Source organism: Cupriavidus oxalaticus (assembly GCF_038900635.1).
Taxonomy (GTDB): Bacteria; Pseudomonadota; Gammaproteobacteria; order Burkholderiales; family Burkholderiaceae; genus Cupriavidus; species Cupriavidus oxalaticus_B.
On sequence record NZ_JAYMRX010000017.1, the window covers coordinates 147,573 to 170,623 of the forward strand.

The 23,051-nt window shown below is 68.7% G+C and carries 19 protein-coding genes; 7 read left to right on the forward strand and 12 right to left on the reverse strand.

The window, feature by feature from the left end:
- From VSR71_RS24065 to VSR71_RS24095, 7 genes are all read right to left on the reverse strand, one after another.
- A complete protein-coding gene (locus VSR71_RS24065) occupies nt 1-1,053 on the reverse strand; it encodes a ferredoxin--NADP reductase (RefSeq protein WP_342916309.1) in 1,053 nt (350 codons plus the stop codon).
- 27 nt (nt 1,054-1,080) lie between these two features.
- Nucleotides 1,081-1,845 carry an SDR family oxidoreductase gene (locus tag VSR71_RS24070; protein WP_342916310.1) on the reverse strand — a complete coding sequence of 255 codons (765 nt, stop codon included), beginning with the start codon at nt 1,843-1,845 and terminating at the stop codon, nt 1,081-1,083.
- Nucleotides 1,829-3,529: an FAD-binding protein gene (locus VSR71_RS24075; protein WP_342916311.1), complete on the reverse strand. Its 1,701-nt coding sequence runs from the start codon at nt 3,527-3,529 to the stop codon at nt 1,829-1,831. Before VSR71_RS24075 ends, VSR71_RS24070 begins: the two co-directional genes overlap by 17 nt.
- A gap of 28 nt (nt 3,530-3,557) precedes the next feature.
- Entirely contained in the window at nt 3,558-4,082 is a 525-nt protein-coding gene (locus VSR71_RS24080; RefSeq protein WP_342916312.1) for a flavin reductase family protein, read from the reverse strand.
- Nucleotides 4,079-5,839, reverse strand: coding sequence for an FAD-dependent oxidoreductase (locus tag VSR71_RS24085; protein ID WP_342916313.1), 1,761 nt, complete (start codon nt 5,837-5,839; stop codon nt 4,079-4,081). Before VSR71_RS24085 ends, VSR71_RS24080 begins: the two co-directional genes overlap by 4 nt.
- Before the next feature lie 27 nt (nt 5,840-5,866).
- Nucleotides 5,867-7,060, reverse strand: coding sequence for a flavin-dependent monooxygenase (locus VSR71_RS24090; protein ID WP_342916314.1), 1,194 nt, complete (start codon nt 7,058-7,060; stop codon nt 5,867-5,869).
- Nucleotides 7,061-7,437: 377 nt separating this feature from the next.
- Nucleotides 7,438-8,589 (reverse strand): LLM class flavin-dependent oxidoreductase, encoded by a 1,152-nt coding sequence (locus VSR71_RS24095; protein ID WP_342916315.1) that lies wholly within the window; start codon nt 8,587-8,589, stop codon nt 7,438-7,440.
- 216 nt (nt 8,590-8,805) lie between these two features.
- On the opposite strand from VSR71_RS24095, the gene VSR71_RS24100 reads away from it, so the two are divergent.
- Nucleotides 8,806-9,150, forward strand: coding sequence for a VOC family protein (locus tag VSR71_RS24100; protein WP_209775380.1), 345 nt, complete (start codon nt 8,806-8,808; stop codon nt 9,148-9,150).
- Between the two features lie 9 nt (nt 9,151-9,159).
- On the opposite strand, the gene VSR71_RS24105 is transcribed toward VSR71_RS24100, so the two are convergent.
- Nucleotides 9,160-10,347: a helix-turn-helix transcriptional regulator gene (locus tag VSR71_RS24105; protein ID WP_342916316.1), complete on the reverse strand. Its 1,188-nt coding sequence runs from the start codon at nt 10,345-10,347 to the stop codon at nt 9,160-9,162.
- Between the two features lie 440 nt (nt 10,348-10,787).
- On the opposite strand from VSR71_RS24105, the gene VSR71_RS24110 reads away from it, so the two are divergent.
- The 3 genes from VSR71_RS24110 to VSR71_RS24120 all read left to right on the forward strand — a co-directional run bounded on the left by VSR71_RS24110 (nt 10,788) and on the right by VSR71_RS24120 (nt 13,725).
- Nucleotides 10,788-11,597 carry an SDR family NAD(P)-dependent oxidoreductase gene (locus tag VSR71_RS24110; protein ID WP_342916317.1) on the forward strand — a complete coding sequence of 270 codons (810 nt, stop codon included), beginning with the start codon at nt 10,788-10,790 and terminating at the stop codon, nt 11,595-11,597.
- 62 nt (nt 11,598-11,659) lie between these two features.
- Nucleotides 11,660-12,616 (forward strand): alpha/beta hydrolase, encoded by a 957-nt coding sequence (locus VSR71_RS24115; RefSeq protein WP_342916318.1) that lies wholly within the window; start codon nt 11,660-11,662, stop codon nt 12,614-12,616.
- Nucleotides 12,613-13,725, forward strand: a complete 1,113-nt coding sequence (locus tag VSR71_RS24120) for a 3,4-dihydroxy-2-butanone-4-phosphate synthase (RefSeq protein ID WP_342916319.1) — start codon at nt 12,613-12,615, stop codon at nt 13,723-13,725. Before VSR71_RS24115 ends, VSR71_RS24120 begins: the two co-directional genes overlap by 4 nt.
- Here VSR71_RS24120 and VSR71_RS24125 read toward each other — a convergent pair.
- From VSR71_RS24125 to VSR71_RS24140, 4 genes are read right to left on the reverse strand one after another with little or no spacing between them, the layout of a single operon-like run.
- On the reverse strand, nt 13,700-14,686 hold the full coding sequence (locus VSR71_RS24125; protein ID WP_342916320.1) for an acetyltransferase: 987 nt from the start codon (nt 14,684-14,686) through the stop codon (nt 13,700-13,702). The two genes, VSR71_RS24120 and VSR71_RS24125, sit on opposite strands and share 26 nt — an antisense overlap.
- A 39-nt stretch (nt 14,687-14,725) precedes the next feature.
- Entirely contained in the window at nt 14,726-15,517 is a 792-nt protein-coding gene (locus VSR71_RS24130) for an SDR family oxidoreductase (RefSeq protein WP_342916321.1), read from the reverse strand.
- A gap of 54 nt (nt 15,518-15,571) precedes the next feature.
- On the reverse strand, nt 15,572-16,750 hold the full coding sequence (locus VSR71_RS24135; RefSeq protein ID WP_342916322.1) for a sulfotransferase: 1,179 nt from the start codon (nt 16,748-16,750) through the stop codon (nt 15,572-15,574).
- Entirely contained in the window at nt 16,747-17,880 is a 1,134-nt protein-coding gene (locus VSR71_RS24140; RefSeq protein WP_342916323.1) for a DUF1214 domain-containing protein, read from the reverse strand. Before VSR71_RS24140 ends, VSR71_RS24135 begins: the two co-directional genes overlap by 4 nt.
- A 167-nt stretch (nt 17,881-18,047) precedes the next feature.
- Here VSR71_RS24140 and cysD point away from each other — a divergent pair, with 167 nt between their 5' ends.
- From cysD to VSR71_RS24155, 3 genes are all read left to right on the forward strand, one after another.
- Nucleotides 18,048-18,998 (forward strand): sulfate adenylyltransferase subunit CysD, encoded by a 951-nt coding sequence (gene cysD / locus VSR71_RS24145; protein WP_342916328.1) that lies wholly within the window; start codon nt 18,048-18,050, stop codon nt 18,996-18,998.
- Complete coding sequence (gene cysN / locus VSR71_RS24150) at nt 18,998-20,953, forward strand: sulfate adenylyltransferase subunit CysN (protein WP_342916324.1); 1,956 nt, start codon at nt 18,998-19,000, stop codon at nt 20,951-20,953. Before cysD ends, cysN begins: the two co-directional genes overlap by 1 nt.
- Before the next feature lie 252 nt (nt 20,954-21,205).
- Nucleotides 21,206-22,345, forward strand: coding sequence for a helix-turn-helix transcriptional regulator (locus tag VSR71_RS24155; RefSeq protein ID WP_428979455.1), 1,140 nt, complete (start codon nt 21,206-21,208; stop codon nt 22,343-22,345).
- Nucleotides 22,346-23,051: the final 706 nt, after the last annotated feature.

Sequence of the window (23,051 nt, forward strand, 5' to 3'; positions counted from 1 at the left end):
TCAGTCCGGGAACTTCAGGTGGAGTTCGTCGCTCGCGGGGCGCGCCTGGCAGGCCAGCGTCCAGCCCGCATCCAGGTCGGCGCGGTCGAGCACATGGTTTTCGCCGAGCGTCACGTCGCCCTGCGTCACCTGGCACATGCAGGCGCCGCACAGGCCCGCGCGGCAGGAATTCGGGGCGGCCACGCCGGCGCGCTGCAGCGCATCCAGCACGGTCTCGTCGGGCGCGACGTTGAGCTGGTGGCTTGCGCCGTCGAGCTGCACGGTCAGCGCCGCGCCGCGCATGGCTGCCGGTTCGGCCGGGACGGGCGCTGCAGGCGCTGCAGGTGGCTTGGCCGCCGGTACATCCGGCAGCGACACGAAGCGCTCCACATGCAGCTTGCCGCGCGGCACGCCCAGCTGCTGCAGCGCCGCCTGCGCCGCATCCATGAACGGACCCGGCCCGCAGACAAAGCACTCGGCCAGGCTCCACGGCCGCACCAGTTCCTCGATCTGGCGCTGCGTCGGCGGCCCCTGCACGCTGTCCAGCCAATGGATCACGCGTAGCCGGCCCGGGTGCCTGTTCGCCAGTTCGCCGAGCGCCTCGCGGAAGATGATGGAGCGCTCGTCGCGGTTGGCATAGACCAGCGTCACCGCGCCGCGCCCGTGGCGCAGCGCCGCCTTGGCGATCGACAGCACCGGGGTGATGCCGCTGCCGCCGGCCAGCAGCAGGAAATCGCCGTGCAGCGTAGGCGGGGTGAACACGCCGGCCGGCGGCATCACCTCGACCGTATCGCCCGCGCCAAGGTGGTCGCAGATCCAGTTGGAGACGCGCCCGCTTTGCACCCGCTTGATCGTCACGCGCAAGGCGTTGTCGACCTCGGGCGTGCTCGACAGCGAATAGCAGCGCTGCAGCGGCACGCCGTCGACGGGCACGCGCAGCGTCAGGAACTGGCCGGGACGGTAGGCAAAGGCATCGCGCAAGCCGTCGGGCAGCGCGAAGACCAGCGAATGCGCCTGCTCCGTTTCCGTGATGACTTCGGCGATCTGCAGCCGATGGAATTGCACTGGCGCCATGATTTCCTTCTCTCGCCGAGGGTGGCGTCAGGCCACGCCCATGATGGTCTGCGCGTTATCGATGCGCAGTTCCGTGCCGTTGATGAAGCGCGATTCGTCCGATGCCAGGAACAGCACCAGGTTGGCCACGTCGCGCGGATGGCACATGCGCTGCATCGGCTCGGCGCCGCCTACCTCCTCCGGCAGGGCCGCGGCGCCGCCCGGCAGGAAGGCAGCGGTCATCGGCGTGAGGATGCCGTCGGGATGGATCGAGTTGCAGCGGATGCGGTAGCCGCTCTGCTTGCAATGCCCTGCAACGGCGCGCGTCAGCGCCGCCACCGCGCCCTTGCTGGCGCTGTAGGCGCAGAACGCGCCCATGCCGCCCAGTGCGGCCACCGACGACATATTGACGATGCTGCCGCCACCCGCCTTCATCGCGGCCACGCCGTACTTGCAGCCGAGGAAGTAGCCGTCGGCGTTGATGCGCATCACGCGCTGCCATTGCTCCAGCGTGGCATCCTCGACCGATCCCAGCATCAGGATGGCGGCGTTGTTGACCAGCACGCTGGGCGCGCCGAAGCGCTGTTCGGTGCGCGCCATCACCTGCTGCCAGCCGGCTTCGCTGGCGATGTCGTGCGGCACGAACAGCGCGGTCTCGCCGATCTCTCGCGCCAGCGCGTGGCCCGCTTCCTCGTTGCGGTCGGTCAGCACCACGCGCGCGCCTTCGCGGGCCAGCAGCAGGGCGTCTTCCTTGCCGACGCCGCTGGCGGCCCCGGTGACGATCGCGATCTTGCCTTCAGTACGTCGGCTCATGGGAAATCTCCTCGTTGGTGTGCGCCTGCCGCTCGCCGGCAGGCTGTTGTGTCAGGTGGCGGCCGGCATTGCGCCCCGACCAGATGCAGTCGGCAAGCGACAGGCCGCTTACGTAATGGTTGGAGGCGATGCCCACCGCGGTCCGGCCCACGGCGTAGAGGCCCGCGATGGGCGCGCCATCGGCCGCTGCCAGCACCCGGCCGCTGGACTCTTCCACCGACAGCCCGCCGAGCGTGATCGCCGGACAGGGAAAGACGCGGGAGTTGGCCGAGATGTCGAGCGCGAGCCATGGCCCGGTTTCCAGCGAGGCGCACATCGGCGCGGACTTGCCGGCCGGGTCGGGAATCTCTCCGCGGGCAGCGGCGCTATAGGCGTCGATGGTGGCGCGCAGCGCGGCGCGCGGCATGCCCAGCTTGCCGGCCAGGGCCTCGATGCTCGACGCACGCGTGGCGCCGGCGAGCAACAGCATTGCCGCGGGCAAGGCCTGGAAAGCCCACAGGCGGCCGCCTAGGCATTCACGCAGCGCGGCGCGCGCCAGCGCGCGGTTCAGGATCAGCCAGGCGCGCCCGCCATGCCGTTCGCAGATGGCGTGGCCCAGTGTGGCCCCATAGGTTTCCTCGTTGCCGATGCGCGCGCCCTGCCCGTCGACCACGCAGCCGCGCCCCCAGTCGAACGGCGGATTGATAAAGCGCCAGGCCGACACGCGCTCCAGGTGCCGCGCGGCCGCACCCGCCGATTCGCCGAGCCGGATGCCGCTGCCATCGCACCCGGTCGCGCCGAGGCGCCAGTTCTGCAGGTACTTGCCGGCGTGGCGCGCCACCATGGCGCGGTTGAAGATAAAGCCGCCGGTGGCCAGCACGACTGCGCCGGTACGCACCGCCACCGGTTGCGCATGGCGCAGCTCGAGCTGCAGCAGCCGCTGGCGCAGCATGTCAGCGACGCCCGGCATGGCGTTGTGCAGGCGCTCGGCCAGCCGCGCCAGGCGGGCGTGGCGCTTCTGGTGGCGTCCCGGCGGCACCTGCCACAGCTCGATGCCGATGACCGCGCCGTCCTTGTCGAGGATCAACCGGCGCGCCGCGGTCTGGCGCATGACCGTGATTTCCGGCCGGGCTTCCACGGCGCCGCGCAGCACGCCGTACAGCGTGCGGCCGGACATGCCGGGGCCTTTCACGCGGTGCCCGCGCGGCGCGGGCGCTGCGTGCTGCGCGTACGCGGGCACGGCTTCATTGCCGGAGTAGTAGAGGTAATACGGCTGCGCCGGATACGACGTCTTGCGCGGCGGCACGGTGGCCGCAAAGCGCACGCCCACGCCTTCCAGCCAGGCCAGCATGTCGCGGCTGCGCTCGCAGAATGCTTGCAGCGTGGTCTCGCTGACGACGCCGCCCGTCTCCTGGCGCAGGTAATCCGCCATTGCCTGCGGCGTATCGGCGTAGCCGGCGGCGGCCTGGTAGGACGTGCCGCCGCCGGCATACACCACCCCGCCACTCTTGGCGCTGGCGCCGCCGCCTTCGAAGCGCTCGGCGACGATCACGCGCGCGCCGCCTTGCGCCGCTTCCAGCGCCGCGCAGGCACCTGCGGCGCCGAAGCCCACTACCACGGCATCACAGGCGGCCTGCCACGGATGCGCGTCGGGGTCATCGAGCCGCAGCGGTGCGTAGACCGGCGTGACGGAATCGGGGTGCATGCTGGCTTCTCCGGGGTTCAGGCGGAATTCAGGCGGAACACAGCGCGCGCAGCGGCGCGGAGGTCGTATAGGCGCCGTCGACATAGACCAGCGGCGACACCTCGCCCGCCAGCCGCACCTCGCGCAGCCGGCCGATGAAGACGGCGTGGGTGCCATAGTCAAAGCGGCCGTCCTGCCGGCAGACCAGGTTGGCCTGGGCGTTGCGCAGGCACGGCACGCCGAGCAGGTCGTCCTCCCACTCGCCGCTGGTGAAGCGTTCCTCGCCCTTGAGGCGGCCGCTGCAGTCGACCGCAATGTCGCGATGGTCGGCGGCCAGCAGGTTGATGCAGAAATCGGTGCCGGCATCGAGCGGCGGATAGATCGACGAATTGCGGTTGATGCAGATCAGCAGCGACGGCGGATCCGCCGACAGCGAATCGACCGCGGTCACCGACATCGAATAGCGGCGCTCGCCATCACGGCAGCTGATGACCGCCACCGAGCGCGCCATGCGGCGCATCGCCTTCAGCATGTCGTCGCGCAGCGTCGGGCTGGTTTCGGGATTGGCGCTCATAGGGCCTCCTGTGCGGTTTGAGCGTGGAGAGGGATCGGGGCGGCAGGCTGCCGCGCTTGCTGCGCGATCACGTCCGCAGCGATATAGCCGAAGGTCATCGCGGGCCCGAGCGTCGAGCCCGCGCCGGGATAGCTGGTGCCCATCATCGAGGCACTGGTGTTGCCGATGGCGAACAGCCCGGCGATGACGCTGCCGTCCTCGCGCAGCACGCGCGCGCTGGCGTCGGTCACCAGCCCGCCCTTGGTGCCGATATCGCCGGCATCGAGCCGCACGGCGTAGAACGGCGCCTTGCCGATCGGCGCCAGGCACGGGTTGGGGCGCACCGCCGGGTCGCTGTAGTAGGTATCGAACAGGTTGTCGCCCTTGCCGAATTCCTCGTCCACCCCGGTGGCGGCGTAGCGGTTCATGCGGGAAACACTGTCGGCGAGCCCGTCGGCGTCCACGCCGATCCGCTGCGCCAGCTGCGCCAGCGTGTCGGCGCGCACCAGGATGCCGGACAGGTGGGCCGGGATGCTGCGGTCCGGCATCACCGAGCCCGGCAGGATCGGCCCGCACGGGTACTTGTGACGGAAGGTGGCGTCGAACACCATCCACGCCGGCACGCTGCAGCCGGTCTGTTCGTGGTCGCGGTACATCGCCGGCACGAACTCGGAATACGGCGCGGCCTCGTTGACGAAGCGTCGGCCCTGCCCGTTCACCACCAGGCATCCCGGCATGGCGCGCTCGATGAACAGTGCGCGCTGCTTTTCCTCGCCCCGCACCTGCACGGTGGGCGCGCCCCATACATGCGACATCAGGGCGACGCCGGCGCCTGCTGCCTGCCCGGCGCGGATCGCGTCGCCGGTGTTGTTGGGCGGCGTCGCGCTCCAGTTGGCCTGCGTCGGCTGCGGCAGGTATTGCTCGCGCATGGCCTGGCTGCGCTCGAAGCCGCCGGCGGCCAGGATCACGCCATGCAGCGCGCGGATCTCCACCACCTGCCCGTCCTGCACGGCGCGCACACCGCGGACCGAACCGTCCTCGATGACAAGGTCCTGCAGCGCGGTGTCGAGCCACAGCGGGATCGCGCGGTCCATCATCGCGCGCCGCAGGCCACCGGCGAGGCTGTTGCCGAGCGTAAGGCGGCGGTCGCGCCGGGTCTTGCGGCGCCAGCCGAAGTCGAGCCAGTAGCGGGCGAACTGGCGCACCGCCAGGCCGAACCAGCCGGGCGAGCGGCACAGCAGCGCGTGCGCCTCGCCGGAGGTCACGGCCACGCGGCCGGCCACCAGCGTGCCGGGCGACGGCGGACGCAGCCGGTCGTATTCCTCGCGCAGGCGCGCGCCGTCGAACGGCATCGGGTCGAGCGCGCGGTAGCCGGGCATCGCGCCGGGCAGCTTCTGGAAGTAGTCGGCGTAGCGCGGCAGCGTGTAGTAATGCACGCCGGCCTGCTGCTCCAGGTATTGCAGCATGCGCGGCGCCTGCTCGAGATAGGCGCGGATCCGCCGCGGGTCGCCGTCTTCGCCGGTGCAGGCGAGTACATACTCGAGCGCCTTGGCGTAGTCGTCCTGCCCGCCTGCCGGTGCGATATGGTGGTTGAGCGGAATCCAGATGCCGCCGCCCGACACCGCCGAGGTGCCGCCGTACTGGCTGCTCTTCTCCAGCACCACCACCGACAGCCCCCGGTCGGCGGCGCGGCAGGCGGCCAGCATGCCGCCGGCGCCCGAGCCGACCACCACCACGTCAAACTCCCTGGCCTGCATGCGCGCTGTGCTCTGGGTCATGATGGGTTCCCTTGCCGGTGCGCGGCTTCAGATAAAGAAGTCAGTGTTGGCACGGCCCATCATCACGCCGCCCAGGTTCTGGCCGAAGCGGTCCAGGTTGTTGGCGTAGTGGGCGCGTGCCGCGTGCAGGTCAAGGAAGCGGCGCACCATCGGGTTGGTGCGGTAGATGCCGTTGCCGCCGGCATAGCGCAGCAGGCTGTTGGCAAGCTGCGCACAGCGCTCGGCCACCTGCGACGACTGGTAGCGGAAATGCAGGCGGCGCGGCGTCTGCACCTGGCCGCCTTCGCGCGCAACCGAGAGCAGCTCTTCGAAGTTGCGTTCGAGGATGGTCCGCATCTCGTCGACGGCCACCTGGGCATTGGCACAGGCCAGTTGCGCGCCACCGTCCTCCGCCGTCTTGCTGCCGCCGTTGCTGCTGACGCGGCCGTCGGCATAGGCGACGAAATCGTCGAGGGCGCCTTCCAGCGCGCCGATGCACGCGGTGCACACGGCACGCACGAAAATCTGCGCGAACGGCAGGCGGTACAGCGGTGTGTCGTTGACGGCAAGGCCCGGGCTGGTGCCCATGGCGCCATCGACTGCACGATGGGTGCGGTAGTCGGGGACGAACACGTCATCGACGACGATATCGTGGCTGCCGGTGGCGCGCAGGCCCAGCACGTCCCAGTTGCGCACGATCTTGTAGTCGGAGCGTGGCAGCAGGAAGGTGCGGTAGTCGTAGGCGCCGCCCGGCTCCGACGGAGGCACCAGGCCGCCGAGGAAGATCCAGTCGCACAGTTCGCTGCCGCTGGAGAACTTCCAGTGGCCGGAGAAGCGGTAGCCGCCTTCGACCGGCGTGACCTTGCCGACCGGCATGTAGGTCGAGGCGATCAGCGTGCCGGGGTCGTTGCCCCAGACTTCCTTCTGTGCGCGTTCGTCGAACAGGGCGAGCTGCCAGTTGTGCACGCCCACCACGCCGTAGACCCAGGCGGTGGACATGCAGCCTTTGGCCAGCGCCATCTGGATGCGGAAGAAGGTCTGCGGGTCGAGTTCATAGCCACCGTAGCGGCGCGGCTGCAGCACCTTGAAGAAGCCCGCGGCCTGCATCTCGGCAATGGTTGCGGCGGGAATGCGCGCTTCGGACTCTGCCTGCGCGGCGCGTTCCGCCAGCACGGGGATCATCTGCTCGGCGCGCGCAACCAGGCGTGCGGCCAGTTCCTTGGGGTTGTTGTCGTGAGGCACCGCGGTCTCCTTTTCGCTTTGTCTTGTGGCTGGCGTCGATGTTTGCATCGGGTGGGCGGGGTGCCATCGTCTGATGGGACTAGCTGGTTCGCTCGCGATTTGGCGAGCTTGCACTTCGTGGATCCGCCGGCCCTCTCCCCCCGGCCCCTCTCCCGCAAGCGGGAGAGGGGAGCAAACCGGCAGTGGCTTGAGCTACTGCAGGCGTTTCAACGTCCGCTTGTGTTCTCCCTCTCCCGCTTGCGGGAGAGGGCCGGGGTGAGGGCCAGCGTGTCTGACGAAGTCAGGCCTGTGGTATGCCACCGCCCGCCCTCACCCCCACCCCCTCTCCCGCACGCGGGAGAGGGGAGCAAACCGTCAGGCATCAAACGCTCTCGCGATCACGCCAGCGCGCGCAGCTTCATGCCCTGCTTGCGGAAATGCGGGATCACGTGCTCGCCGATATTGCGGATAGTCTCGAGCTGCGCCCATTGCGGCACCGTGCCCATCTGGCAGATAAACAGGATTTCATCGGCGCCGGCATCGATCAGGCGCTGCACGTAGCCGATGCAATCCTCCACCGTGCCGTAGGCGTGGTTCGGGTTCAGCATCATCATCGACGGATCGCTGAAGTCCACCGAAACCTTCTCGGAAGCGAACTTCGTATTGATGACAGCCTTGCCCTGCGCGTCCGTCGCGGTGACATGCTCGTCGTCCCACGCAGCCGGATCCGGGCGCTCGCCGCCGGCATACCAGTACGACAGCGACTCCATGAAATACCGCTGGCCCTTGATGCCGATCTTGCGCGCGGCCAGGCCGTCTTCCAGCACGATGGTCGGGCACAGCGCCGCCAGGTGCTGGTGCGGGCGGAAGCCCACCTGGTCCTCGGCCTTGCGGGTCTCCCACGCGGTGCGATAGATCTCGTTCTTCCTGGCCACATCCTCGGGGCCGCCGAAGCCGAGCACCAGTGCGCCCATGCCGCGCGCGCCGGCGCGCTGCAGCGTATCGGCATTGGTGCAGGCCAGGTACATCAGCGGATGCGGGTCCTGGCGCGGCTTGGGATGGATCGGGCGGCGCGGGATCTTGATGAACTCGCCGTCGTGCTCGATCTCGTCCTGCGTCATGATCTTCGGGATCAGGTACATCGACTCGTCGATCATCGGGTGCAGGCTGTTCAGGTCATAGCCGAACGTACCCGCTTCCTGCTGCGTGCCGCCCTTGCCCACGCCGAAGTGCACGCGGCCGCCGGACAGGATGTCGAGCGTGGCGATGCGCTCGGCCACCTTGACCGGATGGTTCATCGCCGGCGGCAGGCACACCACGCCGTGGCCGATGCCGATGCGCTGCGTGCGTCCGGCGACAAAGGCGAGGAATGTCTCCGGCGCGCTCATGTGCGCGTAGTTGGTCAGCGCGGTGTGCTCGACCGCCCAGACCACGTCGAAGCCCATGTCCTCGGCCAGCACCACCTGTTCCATGATTTCATCGAACACCTTGTGGTCGCCGGCGCGCGAGGCATCGACGGTCTGTGCTTCATAGATCAGCGAAAAACGCATTGCAGTCCCCTTCCCTGGCATTGATGGTTCAGGACCGCTGCCGGGACGCCGCCGGTTGCCGCGCCTCGGGCCGGAAGCGGCCTGTGTGAAACGCAGTGTGGGCGGCGCAAGGCGTTGCAACATCGTCTGATTGGATTATGAGCAGTGCATGGTCCATCCCTATCATGGGTCGCGGGCAACGATGCCCGCTGTTGACCTTCGAAAGGACCAGGACCCATGCAATCCAGACTGCTGCTTTATCCCGTCGCGGACATCGACACCGCGCTGCCGTTTTTCACGGAAGGACTCGGACTCGCGGTGAAGTTCCGCGACGGCGAACGCTATTGCGCGCTGGACGCGGGCGCGCTGACGCTGGCGCTGGTGGCCGGCGAGGAACGGCTGGTTGGCCAGCCCGCGCTCGCGTTCAAGGTGGATGAGGGGGAAGAGATCGCCGCGGCGATCGCGCGGCTGGTGGAGGCGGGGGCCAGCGTGACGCTGCCCGCGGCGCAGGGGCCGCACGAGACCCGCGCGGTACTGCAGACCCCGCAGGGCTTTGCGCTGGTGCTCAGCGCAAAGCCCTGAGGCCTTGCCTCAGCCCAGCGAGATCACGCTGCTCAGCAGCATGCGCACCAGCGTGGCCTGCCGGGTCACGCCGGTCTTGGAGAAGATCGCGCGCAGGTGCGCGCGTGCCGTGTTCTTGCTGATGCCCAGTTCGTCGGCGGCCTCGTCGAGCGTGAGGCCGTTGGCAAGCTGCAGCGCCAGCTGCGTTTCGGCCGGCGTCAAGTCGAACAGCTGGCGCACCACATCGTGCGAGGCCTGCGAGCGGCGCTCCGGATCGCGGATGAATACCACGCAGGCGGGGCGCTTGCGGTTGTCCTCCGACCACTCGCTGAGCGGGATGGTGCGGATCAGCACGCCCAGCCTGGCGCTGCCGGACGGACGCGTGATCGACATCGCCTCCATCACCGCCGGCGCGGTGCCGAGGTGCCCCATCATCGCCTGGCGCAGCAGGCGCTGGAACTTGCGGTTCTCCTGGCCGTATTCGACGTCCAGTCCGCCCTTGGCGATCCGGATGCCGTCCTTGGCGCCCAGGATTTCGTCGGCCGCGGCGTTGGTCTTGATGATGGCGCCGGTCTCGTCCAGGATCACCATGCCGACCAGCATGCGGTCGATGGCGCTGGCATAGACGGTGCGCTCCGACTCCACCACGTCGAGGCGCGAGTGCAGGTCCACCGCGCGCTTCAGGTGCGGCAGCAGCGCGGTGCACAGCGCCTTGTCCGCAGCCGAGAAATCGCGGCTCTCATGCTTGCGGCAGACACGGAAGCGGCATTCCACGCCGTCGTCGGTGCGCAGGTCGGCGCCCAGGATGTAGCGGATGCCGACGTCCTTGAGGAACTGCAGGTAGATCTCGCTCTGGCACCAGACGCCCGGCCCGAGATGCTCGTCGATGGTCACCACCCGGTCCGACGGCAGGCCGATGAAGGGATCGAGCGCGTAGTAGTAGTTGTTGTAGGAGGTCTCGCCCGGCAGGGTCGAACCGCCATGCTCCGAGGCATTGATCATGAGCCCGCGCCGGTCCGTGGCCGGCGAGCGCAGGATCAGCGTGACATAGTTGGCGTCGAGCTGCCTGCGGATCTGCTCCAGCGCCTTGCCCCACGGCACCTGTTCCATCGGTCCCTGGTAGATATTGCCCAGCAACGCGCTGAAGTCAGACAGCGACACCGTCGTCTGCGCGAACAGGTGCGCGGCTGCCTGGTTATGGCTCACCTCCATCAGCATTTCCTCTGTCTCCATTGTGGCGTGCGCAGCGCGCCGGACGTGCCGGGCGGCTGGCCTTCCTGCAGGCTCTGTGGCCCGTCATTTGTGCCCCGATTATAGGGACGGCGAAGGGGTCGCGGCTTGCCCCCTGCCTTCATGGTTTGCCCTAGTCCACGCCGGCATGGCACGCACGCCGGACTAGTCCCTAGGGACAGGCCCATCCTCACGCGCCGGCGGCGCAAACACATACTCCAAACAGACTAAGGACCAACCCATGGCCGCCAGTTCGCGGGCAAACCCCTAGACGCCATATCACGCCATGTGACGCCGTATGCGCCACGTGCCGCCGCCCTACCCAAACAGACGATGCCGCGCCGCCGCGCCGCCGCTACAAGTGAGCCATGGGCGGCGATCCCCGCGGCCCGTCATTCCCCCATTTTTTTCCACGGAGAACCACGACCATGGCGGCAAACCCGCGGCAGCAGGCCGCAGTGATCACCGGCGCGGGCAGCGGCATCGGCCGCGCGCTGGCCCATGCATTGGCGGCGCAGGGCTATGCGCTGGCACTGGCGGACATCGACGCCGACGCGCTGGAAGCGACGCGCGCGGCGCTCGCCGGCCAGGGTGCGATCTCGATTGCGATCCCTACCGACGTATCCGACTTGCGGCAGATGGAGCACCTGTGCGCGGAAGCCTTCCTGCGCCTGGGCCGTGTCGACCTGCTGGTCAACAACGCCGGCGTGCTGGCCACCGGCCGCTGCTGGGAGCTGGCGCCGGAGGTATTCGAGCGTGTGCTACGCATCAACCTGTGGAGCGTGCTGCACGCGCTGCGCTGCTTCGTGCCGCGCATGGCGGCGCAGGGTTCGGGCCATATCGTCAACGTGGCATCGATGGCCGGCCTCGCGGTCGGCCCCTGGCTAGCGCCCTACACGCTGTCAAAGCAGGGCGTGGTAGCGCTCAGCGAAGGACTGGCGCTGGAACTGCAGGCGGCCGGCCTGCCGATCCGGGTCTCGGTGGTCTGCCCCGGTCCGGTCGCCACCGGCATCGCCGCGGACCTGGATGGCGCCGGGCCGCAGGAGGTGAACCAGATGAACGGCGCGCTGCGCAGCGGCATTGCCGCCGGCATGACGCCGGACGAAGTCGCGCGCGTGATCCTCGATGGCGTCGCGGCCGGCCGCTTCTGGATCCTGCCGCACGAGCAGGCGGCGCACGCGGCGCTGGCGCGCGCGCAAGGCATTGTCGCGGGCAGCCAGCCGGCCTTCGCGCTCTGAACCCGCGCCCTGAACCCGCGCTCCGAACCTGAATGAATCCTCAACGGCAACCGGGAGACACCATGCCGCTCGACCCCCAGGCCCGCGCCATGCTTGATGCCATGGCCGCCATGCCCAGCCCCGACTTCTCCACGCTGCGCGCCGCCGACTACCGTGCCGCGCTGGCTGCCATGCCCGGATTCGCGCCCGGCGATGCCATCGCCGCGCAGCACGACCTGACCCTGGACGGTGCGGCCGGCCCGCTGCGGGCGCGCCTGTACCGGCCGGACGACAGCGCCGCGCTGCCGCTCGTGATCTATTTCCATGGCGGCGGCTTTGTGCTGTGCGGCCTCGATTCGCACGACAACATCTGCCGCAGCCTGGCGCGCCGCAGCGGCGCGCTGGTGCTGTCGGTCGACTACCGGCTCGCGCCGGAAGCGCGCTTCCCGGCCGCCGCGGACGACGCTGTCGCGGCGGTGCGATGGGCCGCCGCGCATGCGGCGCAGCTGGGCGCGGATCCGGCACGGATCGCCGTGGCGGGCGACAGCGCCGGCGGCAATCTCGCCGCCGTGGCTTGCCAGCAGTTGCGCGGCAGCGCCATCGCCCTGAGGCACCAGCTGCTGCTCTACCCCTACCTGGACTGCACCGATGCCGCGACCGGCAGCGCCAGCTACCGCGAATGCGCAACCGGCTACTTCCTGAGCGCGGCGGAACTGGACTGGTATCGCGCCCAGTACCTTGCCAATCCCGCCGATGGCGCAGACGTGCGTGCCAGCCCGCTGCGCCAGCGTGACCTGCATGGCCTGCCACCGGCCACCATCATCACCGCCGAGTTCGACCCGCTGCGCGACCAGGGCGAAGCCTACGGCGAAGCGCTGCAGCGCGCGGGCAACAGCGCCACCGTGCGCCGCTGGCCTGGGCAGTTCCACGGCTTCGCCAGCATGCAGGGCGTGATCGATGCGGCCAGCGACGCGCTGGATGCGGCCGCGGCGGCACTGCGGCAGGCCTTCGGCAACAACAACCGGCAGGAGGCAGCATGAACACGCCCCACGTCCTGCCGCCGATGGCCGACGTGCTCGCCGCACTGGCCGCCGGTGAGCGCGTGGTGGTGATCGAAGACGACACCGCCGAGGCCACCGGCAGCGTGCTGGTGGCCGCCGAACGCACCACCGAGGCCGACGTCAACTTCATGGCCGCCGAGGCGCGCGGCCTGGTCTGCCTGGCCATCACCGAGGCGCGCCGTGACCGGCTGCAGCTGCCGCCGATGGCCGCCAACCAGCGCCAGCGCGAGCGCTACACGGTGTCGATCGAAGCCGCCACCGGCGTCAGCACCGGCATTTCCGCCGCAGACCGGGCGCTGACGCTGCGCGTGGCGGCAGCTGCGCGCGCGCAGCCTTCCGACCTGGTCCAGCCCGGGCACATCTTTCCGGTGGTCGCGCAGGCCGACGGCGTGCTGCGCCGCGCCGGCTTTGCCGAGGCTTGCTCCGACCTGCCGCGGCTGGCCGGACGGGTCGCCGCCGGCGCCTACGCGATGCTGCTCGACGACGACGGCGACCTGCTGCGCGGCCCCGGCCTGCTGGCCTTTGCGCAACGCCACGGGATACCGGCGGTTTCGATCAGCGGGCTGATCCACCACCGGCTGCTGACCGAAGGCGCGCTGCGCCGCACCCACTCGACCGGGCTTGACACGCCGTTCGGGCGCTTCACCGTGCACGCCTACCACGATGCCCCTGCCGACGCGCTCCACCTGGCACTGGTGCTGGGCGAGCCCGATCCTTGCAAGCCGGTGCTGACGCGCGTGCAGGCGGTGGAGATGCAGCGCGACGTGCTGGCCTTCGGTACGCCGGCGCAATCCACCTGCCAGCCCGCCTGGAACCTGGAACGCTCGCTCGCCCGCATCGGCGCCGAAGGCTGCGGCGTGCTGGTGCTTCTGGACGAGCGCGAATCGCCGCAGCAGCGGCTGGCGCGGCTGGCCGCGCCGCCTGCCGCCGCGCCGGCGCCGGCCTTCGCGCAGCGCGCGCTGGGGGTCGGGGCGCAGATCCTGCGCGATGTGGGCGCGCACAAGCTGCGCCTGCTCAGCCATCCGGTGCCCTACCGCGCGGTCACCGGCTTCGACCTGGAGGTTACGGAGTTTGTCCCGCCGGGCTGAGGGGTGCGCCGAAGCAGTCGGCAAAGCTGCGCGTGAAGCGCTCCACCTCGGCGTCGGGCAGGTGGTTGATGCCGCCGGCCAGGCGCCGGCCGCCGCCGGTTTCGAAGGCGCGGCAGAAGTCGGCCGCGCCCGTCGCACTGTGCGGCGGCACCCGCACGCTGACCGAAAAGCCGCCGCCAGACCTGGGCGACAGCAGGCCGATCGCATCGCCGGGACGCCCGCGCACCAGCTCGTTGGCCAGCACACCGATCGCGCGCCGTGCCCATGGTGCGTCGGGCAGCACCAGCAGCGCGGCGCCGGGGACTTCATGCACGGGCGACAGGCGGCGTGCCTGTGCCATGTCGTCCTCGTACCCATCGCACAGCAGCGCATAGGCGTCGCATTGCGCCGCAAATTCCAGCGGATCTGCGAACGGCAGCATGTGCTGCGCCAGTGCGGCGGGATCGCAATGCAGGTCCGCCACGCACTCGCCATACGCGTTGTAGTTCAGGCAGGTGCCGAGCCGTTCCAGCAGCAGGGTTTCGCGAGCGTCCAGCCGCGCCTGCGCCGCCATTGTGCGCGCCACGTCGCCGAGGTTGTCGCCAAAGGCGGCGGTGATCGCCCAGCGCCGATGGCGCCCGTCGAGGTGGCGGTCGACCAGGATGCTGGTGCAGACCGCCGCGCTTTCGTCGATATGCGCGCGCAGCCCGGCATGCGACGGCAGGTCGCCGGCGTGGTGGTGGTCGAAGTAGTCCACCTGCGCACCGGCGGCAAGCAGCCGCAGCAGCCCGTCGCGATTCTGTTCGAGCGAGATGTCCAGCGCCGTCACGGTATCGCCGGCGCGGGCATCGATCCGCTCGAGCAGCCGGATATCGCGCTTGACGCCGGTGACCAGCGTCGCATCGCCCGGATACGCAAGGCGCAGTTGTTGCAAGGCGCACAGGCCGTCGGCATCGCCGTTGAAGGCAAAGTAGCGGGTCATGGCAATTGGCGGAATTGGCAATCGAGTCGGCACGTCGGATCAGGGCATGAAGTCGCCGCCGTTGGCATCCAGCGAGGCCCCGGTGATCGCACGGGCGTAGTCCGACACCAGGAACAGCGCCGCACGGGCGCAATCGTCGTCGGTCGGCATCCGGCCCAGCGCGATCTGCGCGGCCACCGGTGCGATGATAGCGTCCTCGGCGACCCCCTGTTCGGCCGCGGCGTGGCGTACATAGCCCTGCACCGGCGCGCCCCACATCCAGCCCATGAAGATGCTGTTGGCGCGGATGCCGTGCGGCCCCAGCTCGCGCGCCAGGTACTTGACCGCCACCGCCAGCGCGCCCTTGGACGCCGCGTAGCCCGATTCGCCGGGCATCGGCTTGCGCGTGGCCTGGGTGTTGATCATCACGATGGCGCCACCACCCTGCGGCTTCATCAGCGCGGCCACCTCCTGCGTCAGCGTCATGGTGCCGAAGACATTGGTGTCGAACACCTGGCGCCAGACATCGAGATCGGCGGCTTCCACCGGCTCGGGGAAATTGCCGTGCTGGAAGGCGCTGTTGACCAGCGCGTCGATACGGCCGAAGCGCCGCACGGTCTCGCTGGCCAGATGGCGGGACTGGGCGCGGTCGGTGATGTCGGTCACCACCTTCAGCACTTCGCAGTCGGCGCCCAGTTCATCGATGCGGGCCTGGGCCTCGTCCAGCTTCGCCGCGGTGCGCGCGGCAATGGCAACGGCGCGGGCGCCCTCGCGCGCGGCTTCGACCGCCAGCTTGATGCCCAGGCCCGGGCCGATGCCGGATACGATGACGATCTTGTCTTTCAGCAGCATGTGGTTGTCTCCTCGGTGTTGTCGGTGTTTTCGGTGTTTTCGGTGTTTTCGGTGTTAGTCGCGGCCCGGCACGTGCCGCGCGCGATAGCCGGCGAAATCGCGTTCCAGCTGTGCCTGGCTGAGGCCGAACTGTTCCGACGTATAGGCATGCGCCGCGCGCTGGTTGCGCGGATTGCTTTCCATCCATGCCCACATGCCGGCGCGCGCGGCCTCGGTCAGCGGCATGCCGGCGAAGCGATAGACCGCCTGCGCCACGCCGAAGGGATCGCGCACCGTGTCCTCGAAGCGCACATCGAGGAAGCGGTCGGCAGGCATGGCGTCGCGCACGGCCATGGCGTGTTCCGTGCCGCGCCGCATCTGTTCGCTCCATTGGCGGCCTACCGCAATCGGATCCGGCGCATCGGCGTACATCCTCCACAGCGTATGCGCCATGCTGGCCATCGACGGGATGGTCTGGACCGGATCGCGGTGGGTCAGCACCACCTGCGCGCCTGGGAACACCCGGAACAGGACCTCCAGCGTATGCAGGTGCTGCGGGGTCTTCAGCACCCAGCGCTGCGCCGGCGCCGCCGGTGTCTCGGCACGCTGGCGCTTCTGCCACTGCAGGAACTGCAGCATGGTCTTCAGGTAGGCGTAGACCTCCGTGCGATCCTGGCGCGCCAGCCAGCCGGTGTAGCCGGGCACGTTGGCGTAGGAATCCATTGCGCACAGGAATGAATGCTCCATCAGCATGAACTCCTCGTCGGCGGCCATCGCGTCGAGCGGATGGATGGCGAGGATGTCCGGGATGAAGCGGATCATCTGCGCGACTTCGTCGCGCGCCAGCGCAATGCGCCGGCTGGCGTCGCGCGCGTCCTCGCCGGGCAGCGGCGCGGGGTAGCGGGTTTCCCACCACGCCGCCGAGCAGAAGCGCGCGTCGGTGGCCAGCATGCGCTGCAGCAGCGTGGTGCCGGTGCGGGGCAGGCCGACGATGACCAGCGGGTCTTCCACGCGCTCCTGCAGGATCTCCGGATAGCGTCGGCAATAGTCCTGGATCACCAGCCGGTTCACCAGCTGGCCCTGCAGCTTGCCTTGCAGCAGCTGCGCGCCTTGCGGCGACAGGCTGGCCTCGCGTGCGAGCGAATCGGACAGCACCTCCAGCGCCTCGCGGTAGTTGCCCGGACCGAAGTCGGCCAGGCCGCCGGCCTGCTCGCTCGCCCGCTCAAGCAGGCCCTTTACGTTGATGGCATTCATGCGTTGTTCTCCCTGAGCTTTTCACTGAGCTCTTCACTGAGCGATGCAAGCTTGACCACGCGGGTGCGCGGATGCGCCGGCTGCGCCGCGCCCACCCAGCGCCAGCACATGGTGCCGTTGCGATGGCCGGCGGTTTCCAGCCAGTTGGGCAGGCCCGGATCGCGCGCACTGAGGACGACGGTGACGCCGCCACGGGCATCGAGCCGGGCGCCGTGCTTGTTGATGCAGATGTCGTGGTAGCGGTAGTCGAGCGACTCCATCCAGTAGTTGTTGATCTGGAAGTTCCAGAACTCGCAGTCCGGCACCCGGTCGACCTCGACCACCAGCGCCTCGTCATCCGCAAGCTGCCAGCAGGAGTGGTAGTAGAAGATGTTGGGATCGCCGCCCGCCGCCTGGCAAACGGCCTGGTCCGCGGGCGGCAGCGCGTTGACATGGCCGCCATAACCCTCGGCCCAATCGGCGAAGATGCGCGCGGTGCTTTCGACAAAGCCGGCGGCGCGCAGCAGGCCGCCGTGCAGGCGCTCGGCGCTCAGCGCGGGCGGCTTGCCGTCGCCGTCAACGCGCTCGATATGCAGTTCGGCCGGGGTCTCCGCCTTGCGGTCGAGGAAGGTCTGGCGCACCACCAGCGCATTGGTGGCCGGCTCCATGCGCACCCAGTTGCCCGCCTGCGGCCGTGCGCTGAGGACGATCTCGAAACTGCCGTCCGCCGCCACCGCCAGCTTGTTGCTGTCGATAAAGCCGGTCTGGACCATGCGCCCGTCCGTTTCGTAGCCACCCTTCTGCGTGCCGAAGCTGAGATACGCCACCGTGCCGCGCCGGCCGCGGATGCGGTACGCCGCATTGCCGTCCAGGCGTGCGTAGCGGTACAGGTTGTCCGGATTGTCCGCGCCGATCTTGGCGGTCTCGTGTGACGGCGAGAAGAAGCCGGGAAACGCCGGATCGGCGAATTCCACGTGCATTTCCAGCGCAATGCGCAGCAAGCGGCTCAGGTAGCGGAAGCCCTCGGCGCGCGTGAGCGCGTCCGTCGGCGCTTCCGGGCGCAGGATCTGCTGCCCGCTGCGCTTGAGCACTTCGCAAAACTCGGCCCAGGTCTGGCCGCTCAGCAATTGGTCTTCGGCGGAGGTCGCCATCTGCCTGCTCCCGTGGTTCGTCGGCGAAGCAACGATACCCAGTGCGGGGCAAGCGCTTCCTCGTCCGGGCGGACTAGGAATTGCATGCCGCCGCCCGCGATTTCTTAGTCCGCCCGGACGAAGTGGCGCGGGGCCCGGGCTCGCTACCTTGTGGCCATGCCGGATCCCTGCCCGGGGACCGGCGCAACCAAGAGGACCAAGAGGTCCAAGAGGAGAACCCGATGTTGACCCACCTGGAGCAACTGGAGGCGGAGAGCATCCACATCATGCGGGAGGTGGTGGCGGAATGCGAAAACCCCGTCATGCTCTATTCCATCGGCAAGGACAGCGCCGTGATGCTGCACCTTGCGATGAAGGCCTTCCATCCCGCGCGGCCGCCGTTTCCGCTGCTGCATGTCGATACCACGTGGAAATTCCGCGAGATGATCGCGTTCCGCGACCAGACCGCGGACCGGCTCGGCCTGGACCTGCGCGTGCATATCAACCCCGAAGGGCTGGAACGTAATATCAGCCCGCACGAGCACGGCTCGGCCGTCCACACCGACGTATGGAAAACGCAGGGCCTGAAGCAGGCGCTGGACCACTACGGCTTTGACGCCGCCTTCGGCGGCGCGCGCCGCGACGAGGAAAAGTCGCGCGCCAAGGAGCGCGTGTTCTCGGTGCGCACCGCCCAGCACCGCTGGGACCCGAAGATGCAGCGGCCCGAACTCTGGCGCCAGTACAACACGCGCAAGCGCAAGGGCGAAAGCCTGCGCGTGTTCCCGCTGTCGAACTGGACCGAGCTCGACATCTGGCAATACATCTACCTGAACGACATCCCGATCGTGCCGCTCTACTTCGCCAGGGAGCGCCCCGTGGTCGAGCGCGACGGCACGCTGATCATGGTCGACGACGAGCGCCTGCCGCTGCGCCCCGGCGAAACGCCGCAGATGCGCAAGGTCCGCTTCCGCACGCTCGGCTGCTACCCGCTCACCGGCGCGATCGAGAGCGAGGCCGACACGCTCGGCGGCATCATCCAGGAAATGCTGCTGGCGACCACGTCGGAGCGCCAGGGACGGCTGATCGACAGCGATTCGGCCGGTTCGATGGAGAAAAAGAAGCAGGAGGGATACTTCTGATGGAAACCCTGATCGACAACGCGCCGGGATCGGCGCCAGAAGCGGCAACAGCAGCGACAACAGCAGCGGCATCAAGCGCCGCGCAGGGCGATATCGCCCACTACCTGCGCGCGCAGCAAAGCAAGAGCCTGCTGCGCTTCATCACCTGCGGCAGCGTCGATGACGGCAAGAGCACGCTGATCGGCCGGCTGCTGTATGAGTCGAAGATGCTGTTCGAGGACCAGCTGGCGCAACTCGAAGCCGACTCGAAAAAGATGGGCACGCAGGGCGAGAACCTCGACTTCGCGCTGCTGGTGGACGGCCTGGCCGCCGAGCGCGAACAGGGCATCACCATCGACGTGGTCTACCGCTTCTTTGCCACCGACAAGCGCAAGTTCATCGTCGCCGACACGCCGGGGCACGAGCAATACACCCGCAACATGGTCACCGGCGCGTCCACCGCCGACCTGGCCATCCTGCTGGTGGATGCGCGCCGCGGCGTGCAGACGCAGACACGCCGGCACAGCTACCTGGTGTCCACGCTGGGCATCCGGCGCGTGGTGCTGGCGGTCAACAAGCTCGACATGGTGGACTACTCGCGCGAGGTATATACGCGCATTGAAACCGAGTATCGCGAATTCGCCAGCCAGATCGGGCTGACCGACATCACCTGCATTCCGATGTCCGCGCTGCGCGGGGACAACATCACCGCGCCCAGCGCCAACACGCCGTGGTACCAGGGCCCGACGCTGATGCAACACCTGGAGACCGTGCCGATCGACAGCGTACCCGTGCAGGACGAGTCGTTCCGGCTGCCGGTGCAGTGGGTCAACCGGCCCAACCTCGATTTCCGCGGCTTCGCCGGCACCGTCAGCGCGGGCGAAATCCGCCGCGGCGACCGGGTGCGCGCGCTGCCCTCAGGCCGGGAAAGCCGCGTGGACGCAATTATCGGCGCCAAGGGCGAATGCGAGCATGCCATACGTGGCCAGGCGGTGACGCTGACGCTGGCCGACGAGATCGACGTGAGCCGCGGCGACGTGCTGGCGTGCGCGGACGACCCGCCCGCGGTGGCAGACCAGTTCGAAGCCACGCTGGTGTGGATGAGCGAGGATGCGATGCTGCCCGGCCGCCCCTACCTGCTCAAGCTCGGCACGCGCACCGTGGGCGTGACGGTCGCGCAGCCGAAGTACAAGGTCAACGTCAACACGCTCGAACACCTGGCGGCGCGCACGCTGGAACTCAACGAGATCGGCGTATGCAACCTGCACCTGGACCGGCCGGTGGCGTTCGACCCCTATGCACGCAGCCGCGAGCTGGGCGGCTTCATCGTCATCGACCGCCTGACCAACAACACGGTCGGCGCCGGCATGCTGCACTTTGCGCTGCGCCGGGCTCAGAATGTCCACTGGCAGGCCATCGACGTGGACCGCCGCGCCCACGCCGCGCTCAAGCACCAGTCGCCGCGCATCGTCTGGTTCACCGGGCTGTCCGGCGCGGGCAAGTCCACCATCGCCAACCTGGTGGAAAAGCGTTTGCACGCACTCGGCCACCACACCTATCTGCTCGATGGCGACAACGTGCGCCACGGGCTGAACAAGGACCTGGGCTTCGCCGAAGCCGACCGCGTCGAGAACATCCGGCGCGTGGCGGAAGTGGCGAGGCTGATGCTCGATGCGGGGCTGATCGTGCTGGTGTCGTTTATCTCGCCGTTCCGCTCCGAGCGCGAGATGGCGCGCACGCTGACGGGCGATGGCGAATTCGTCGAGGTCTTCATCGATACGCCGCTGGCAGTGGCCGAGCAGCGCGATCCCAAGGGCCTGTACCGCAAGGCGCGGCGCGGCGAGCTGAAGAACTTCACCGGCATCGATTCGCCGTACGAGGCGCCCGAGCGGCCCGATCTGCGCATCGACACCACGGCCGACACGGCGGAGCAGGCGGCGGAGCGGATCGTGGCGTGGCTGCGGGATAGGCCTTAGGCTGAATGGACGATGAGGCGGTGGTGGGGGTGGGTACGATGCAAGCAGGAGCGAACGGCCGATTTGCGAGAGCATTGACGCTTGCCGACATCCGCCGCATACGCTCCCCTCTCCCGCGTAGTGGGAGAGGGGTGGGGGTGAGGGCCGGCGCTTCCACGAAGTGAGGCGCTGGCGTGCTTGCCATGCGCCCGCCCTCACCCCCGACCCCTCTCCCGCAAGCGGGAGAGGGGAGCAAACCGCCGGACTGCCATCATGCCGTCATCCCCCTTGCCGGCCGCCGAACTCAGCGCCCTGCTCGCCCAGCTCTACCAGGGCCCCACCGAAGCCGTGCCCTGGGCCGGCTTTCTGGAATCCGTGCGCCAGCGCCTCGACGCAGTCTTCGTCACACTGGTGCTGCGCCACCCCGCCACCGACCGCCCGGGCCTGATCGTCAATGCCTCCGCCTACGGCCCGCACCTGCCGGGCGAGCCCTCCTACAGCGAGCAGTATTACGCGCTGTGCCCCTTCCTCGAGCTGCATCCCGATCGTCTCTTCAGTGCCGACGAGCTGTTCGGTGAAGCCGGATGGCTGGCACACCCGTTCTATGCCCAATACCTGGCGCCGCTGAACCTGCGCTATATCCTCGCAGCCAATCTCGTCACCGCCGACGGCGTGGAATGCGCCCTGTTCATCAGCCGCGACCAGGCAGGCCAGGATTTCGGCGCCACCGAGAAGGCACTGCTGCAAAGCCTGCTGCCGCACCTGAAGCGCGCGGTCGACCTGCATGCCGCGCTGGACATGCTGCAATCCGAGCGCGCCCTGTACGCGGAAGCCGTGGACCGGCTGCTGGTCGGCACCATCATCCTTGACGAACACGGCAAGGCCATCCGCAGCAACGACGTCGCCAGGCGCCTGCTGCAGGCGCGCGACGGCCTCTACCTGTCGGACGGCATGCTGCACGCGCACTGTCCGGTGGAAAACCGCCGCTTCCGCAAGATCCTCGAAGACGCCGCGCAGGCCCACGCCCTGGCCGCGTCGCGCAGCGAAGTCACGCTGCTCGGCCGCCCCGCGGCCGCCACGCCGCTGAGCGTGCTGGTGCGGCCCATTCCCCTCAGCTATCGCACCGAAGACAAGGCCCGCCGCCCCGCGGTCGCGGTCTTCATCCGGGACCCGGCCGGGTCTCCGCGGAATACGCATGCCAGCCTGCGCAAGCTGTTCCACCTGACGCCGACAGAGATCGAGCTGGCCTTGCTGATGGTCGATGGGCTGACGCTGGATGAAGCGGCCGTCAGGCTCGGCGTGAAGAAGAACACGGTACGCGCGCATTTGCGCGGGATCTTTGCCAAGACCGGGGCAACGCGGCAGGCGGTGTTGGTGAAGATGTTGTTGTCGAGTGTGATGGGGATGGGGTGAATCGATTCTTCTGCATCTGTCGGCGCGGGACTTCGTGGGAGCGCCGGCCCTCTCGCCCGGCCCGGTCTGTTTTTGGTGTTTTGTTTGGTGTTCTACTGCTGTTGCAGCTGGTGACATGCTGTCGGCCGTTGAAGCTGTGTTATCGCCGTTGATGACATGCTGTCGGCCTTTGAAGCGCCTGGTTCCGCCCTCCTGGGCGGGTCACTTTTTGTCCGAGCGACAAAAAGTAACCAAAAAGCGCGTCGCCTGAGCGGCTGGCTATCAAGTTGACGGTGTGGGTGGTTCGGGCGGTGGTGATTTCCGTTCGATGTGGCTGGTGGTTCGAACCTGCTAACGCCAGGTGAGTTTGGGATAGTGGCTGCGTCGACCCACTATTGAACGATCCCCATGCAGGGCGTAGGCCACCTGCTGCCGGCGTCAACGCAGGAACGCCTTCGGCTGCGCTGCGCGCCGGCAGTATCGGGGATTCAGGGCTCGGGCATGGTGTGCGTCGCTGCGCTCGCACAGCGCCGTCGTGAAAGACGCCGGGCCCGAAGCCGGGCGAGGACGTCGGCGGCAAGCCTGCCTTTAGGGCCGGCGCGGGGCCTGTCAGTTTTTTTGTGTGCAGGGCAGTTAAAGGCTCACCATCTTTTCGACTGCTGAGCCAGCATTATCTCAACGATGTGGATGAGTGAAGCGTTCCTCATAGAGGATCGCAAACTGGTTC

Coding starts and splice junctions, on each gene's coding strand:
- VSR71_RS24065 (WP_342916309.1), bottom strand. CDS start 1,053: ATGGCGCCAGTGCAATTCCATCGGCTGCAGATCGCCGAAGTCATCACG.
- VSR71_RS24070 (WP_342916310.1), bottom strand. CDS start 1,845: ATGAGCCGACGTACTGAAGGCAAGATCGCGATCGTCACCGGGGCCGCC.
- VSR71_RS24075 (WP_342916311.1), bottom strand. CDS start 3,529: ATGCACCCCGATTCCGTCACGCCGGTCTACGCACCGCTGCGGCTCGAT.
- VSR71_RS24080 (WP_342916312.1), bottom strand. CDS start 4,082: ATGAGCGCCAATCCCGAAACCAGCCCGACGCTGCGCGACGACATGCTG.
- VSR71_RS24085 (WP_342916313.1), bottom strand. CDS start 5,839: ATGACCCAGAGCACAGCGCGCATGCAGGCCAGGGAGTTTGACGTGGTG.
- VSR71_RS24095 (WP_342916315.1), bottom strand. CDS start 8,589: ATGCGTTTTTCGCTGATCTATGAAGCACAGACCGTCGATGCCTCGCGC.
- VSR71_RS24100 (WP_209775380.1), top strand. CDS start 8,806: ATGCAATCCAGACTGCTGCTTTATCCCGTCGCGGACATCGACACCGCG.
- VSR71_RS24105 (WP_342916316.1), bottom strand. CDS start 10,347: ATGCTGATGGAGGTGAGCCATAACCAGGCAGCCGCGCACCTGTTCGCG.
- VSR71_RS24110 (WP_342916317.1), top strand. CDS start 10,788: ATGGCGGCAAACCCGCGGCAGCAGGCCGCAGTGATCACCGGCGCGGGC.
- VSR71_RS24115 (WP_342916318.1), top strand. CDS start 11,660: ATGCCGCTCGACCCCCAGGCCCGCGCCATGCTTGATGCCATGGCCGCC.
- VSR71_RS24120 (WP_342916319.1), top strand. CDS start 12,613: ATGAACACGCCCCACGTCCTGCCGCCGATGGCCGACGTGCTCGCCGCA.
- VSR71_RS24125 (WP_342916320.1), bottom strand. CDS start 14,686: ATGACCCGCTACTTTGCCTTCAACGGCGATGCCGACGGCCTGTGCGCC.
- VSR71_RS24130 (WP_342916321.1), bottom strand. CDS start 15,517: ATGCTGCTGAAAGACAAGATCGTCATCGTATCCGGCATCGGCCCGGGC.
- VSR71_RS24135 (WP_342916322.1), bottom strand. CDS start 16,750: ATGAATGCCATCAACGTAAAGGGCCTGCTTGAGCGGGCGAGCGAGCAG.
- VSR71_RS24140 (WP_342916323.1), bottom strand. CDS start 17,880: ATGGCGACCTCCGCCGAAGACCAATTGCTGAGCGGCCAGACCTGGGCC.
- cysN (WP_342916324.1), top strand. CDS start 18,998: ATGGAAACCCTGATCGACAACGCGCCGGGATCGGCGCCAGAAGCGGCA.
- VSR71_RS24155 (WP_428979455.1), top strand. CDS start 21,206: ATGCCGTCATCCCCCTTGCCGGCCGCCGAACTCAGCGCCCTGCTCGCC.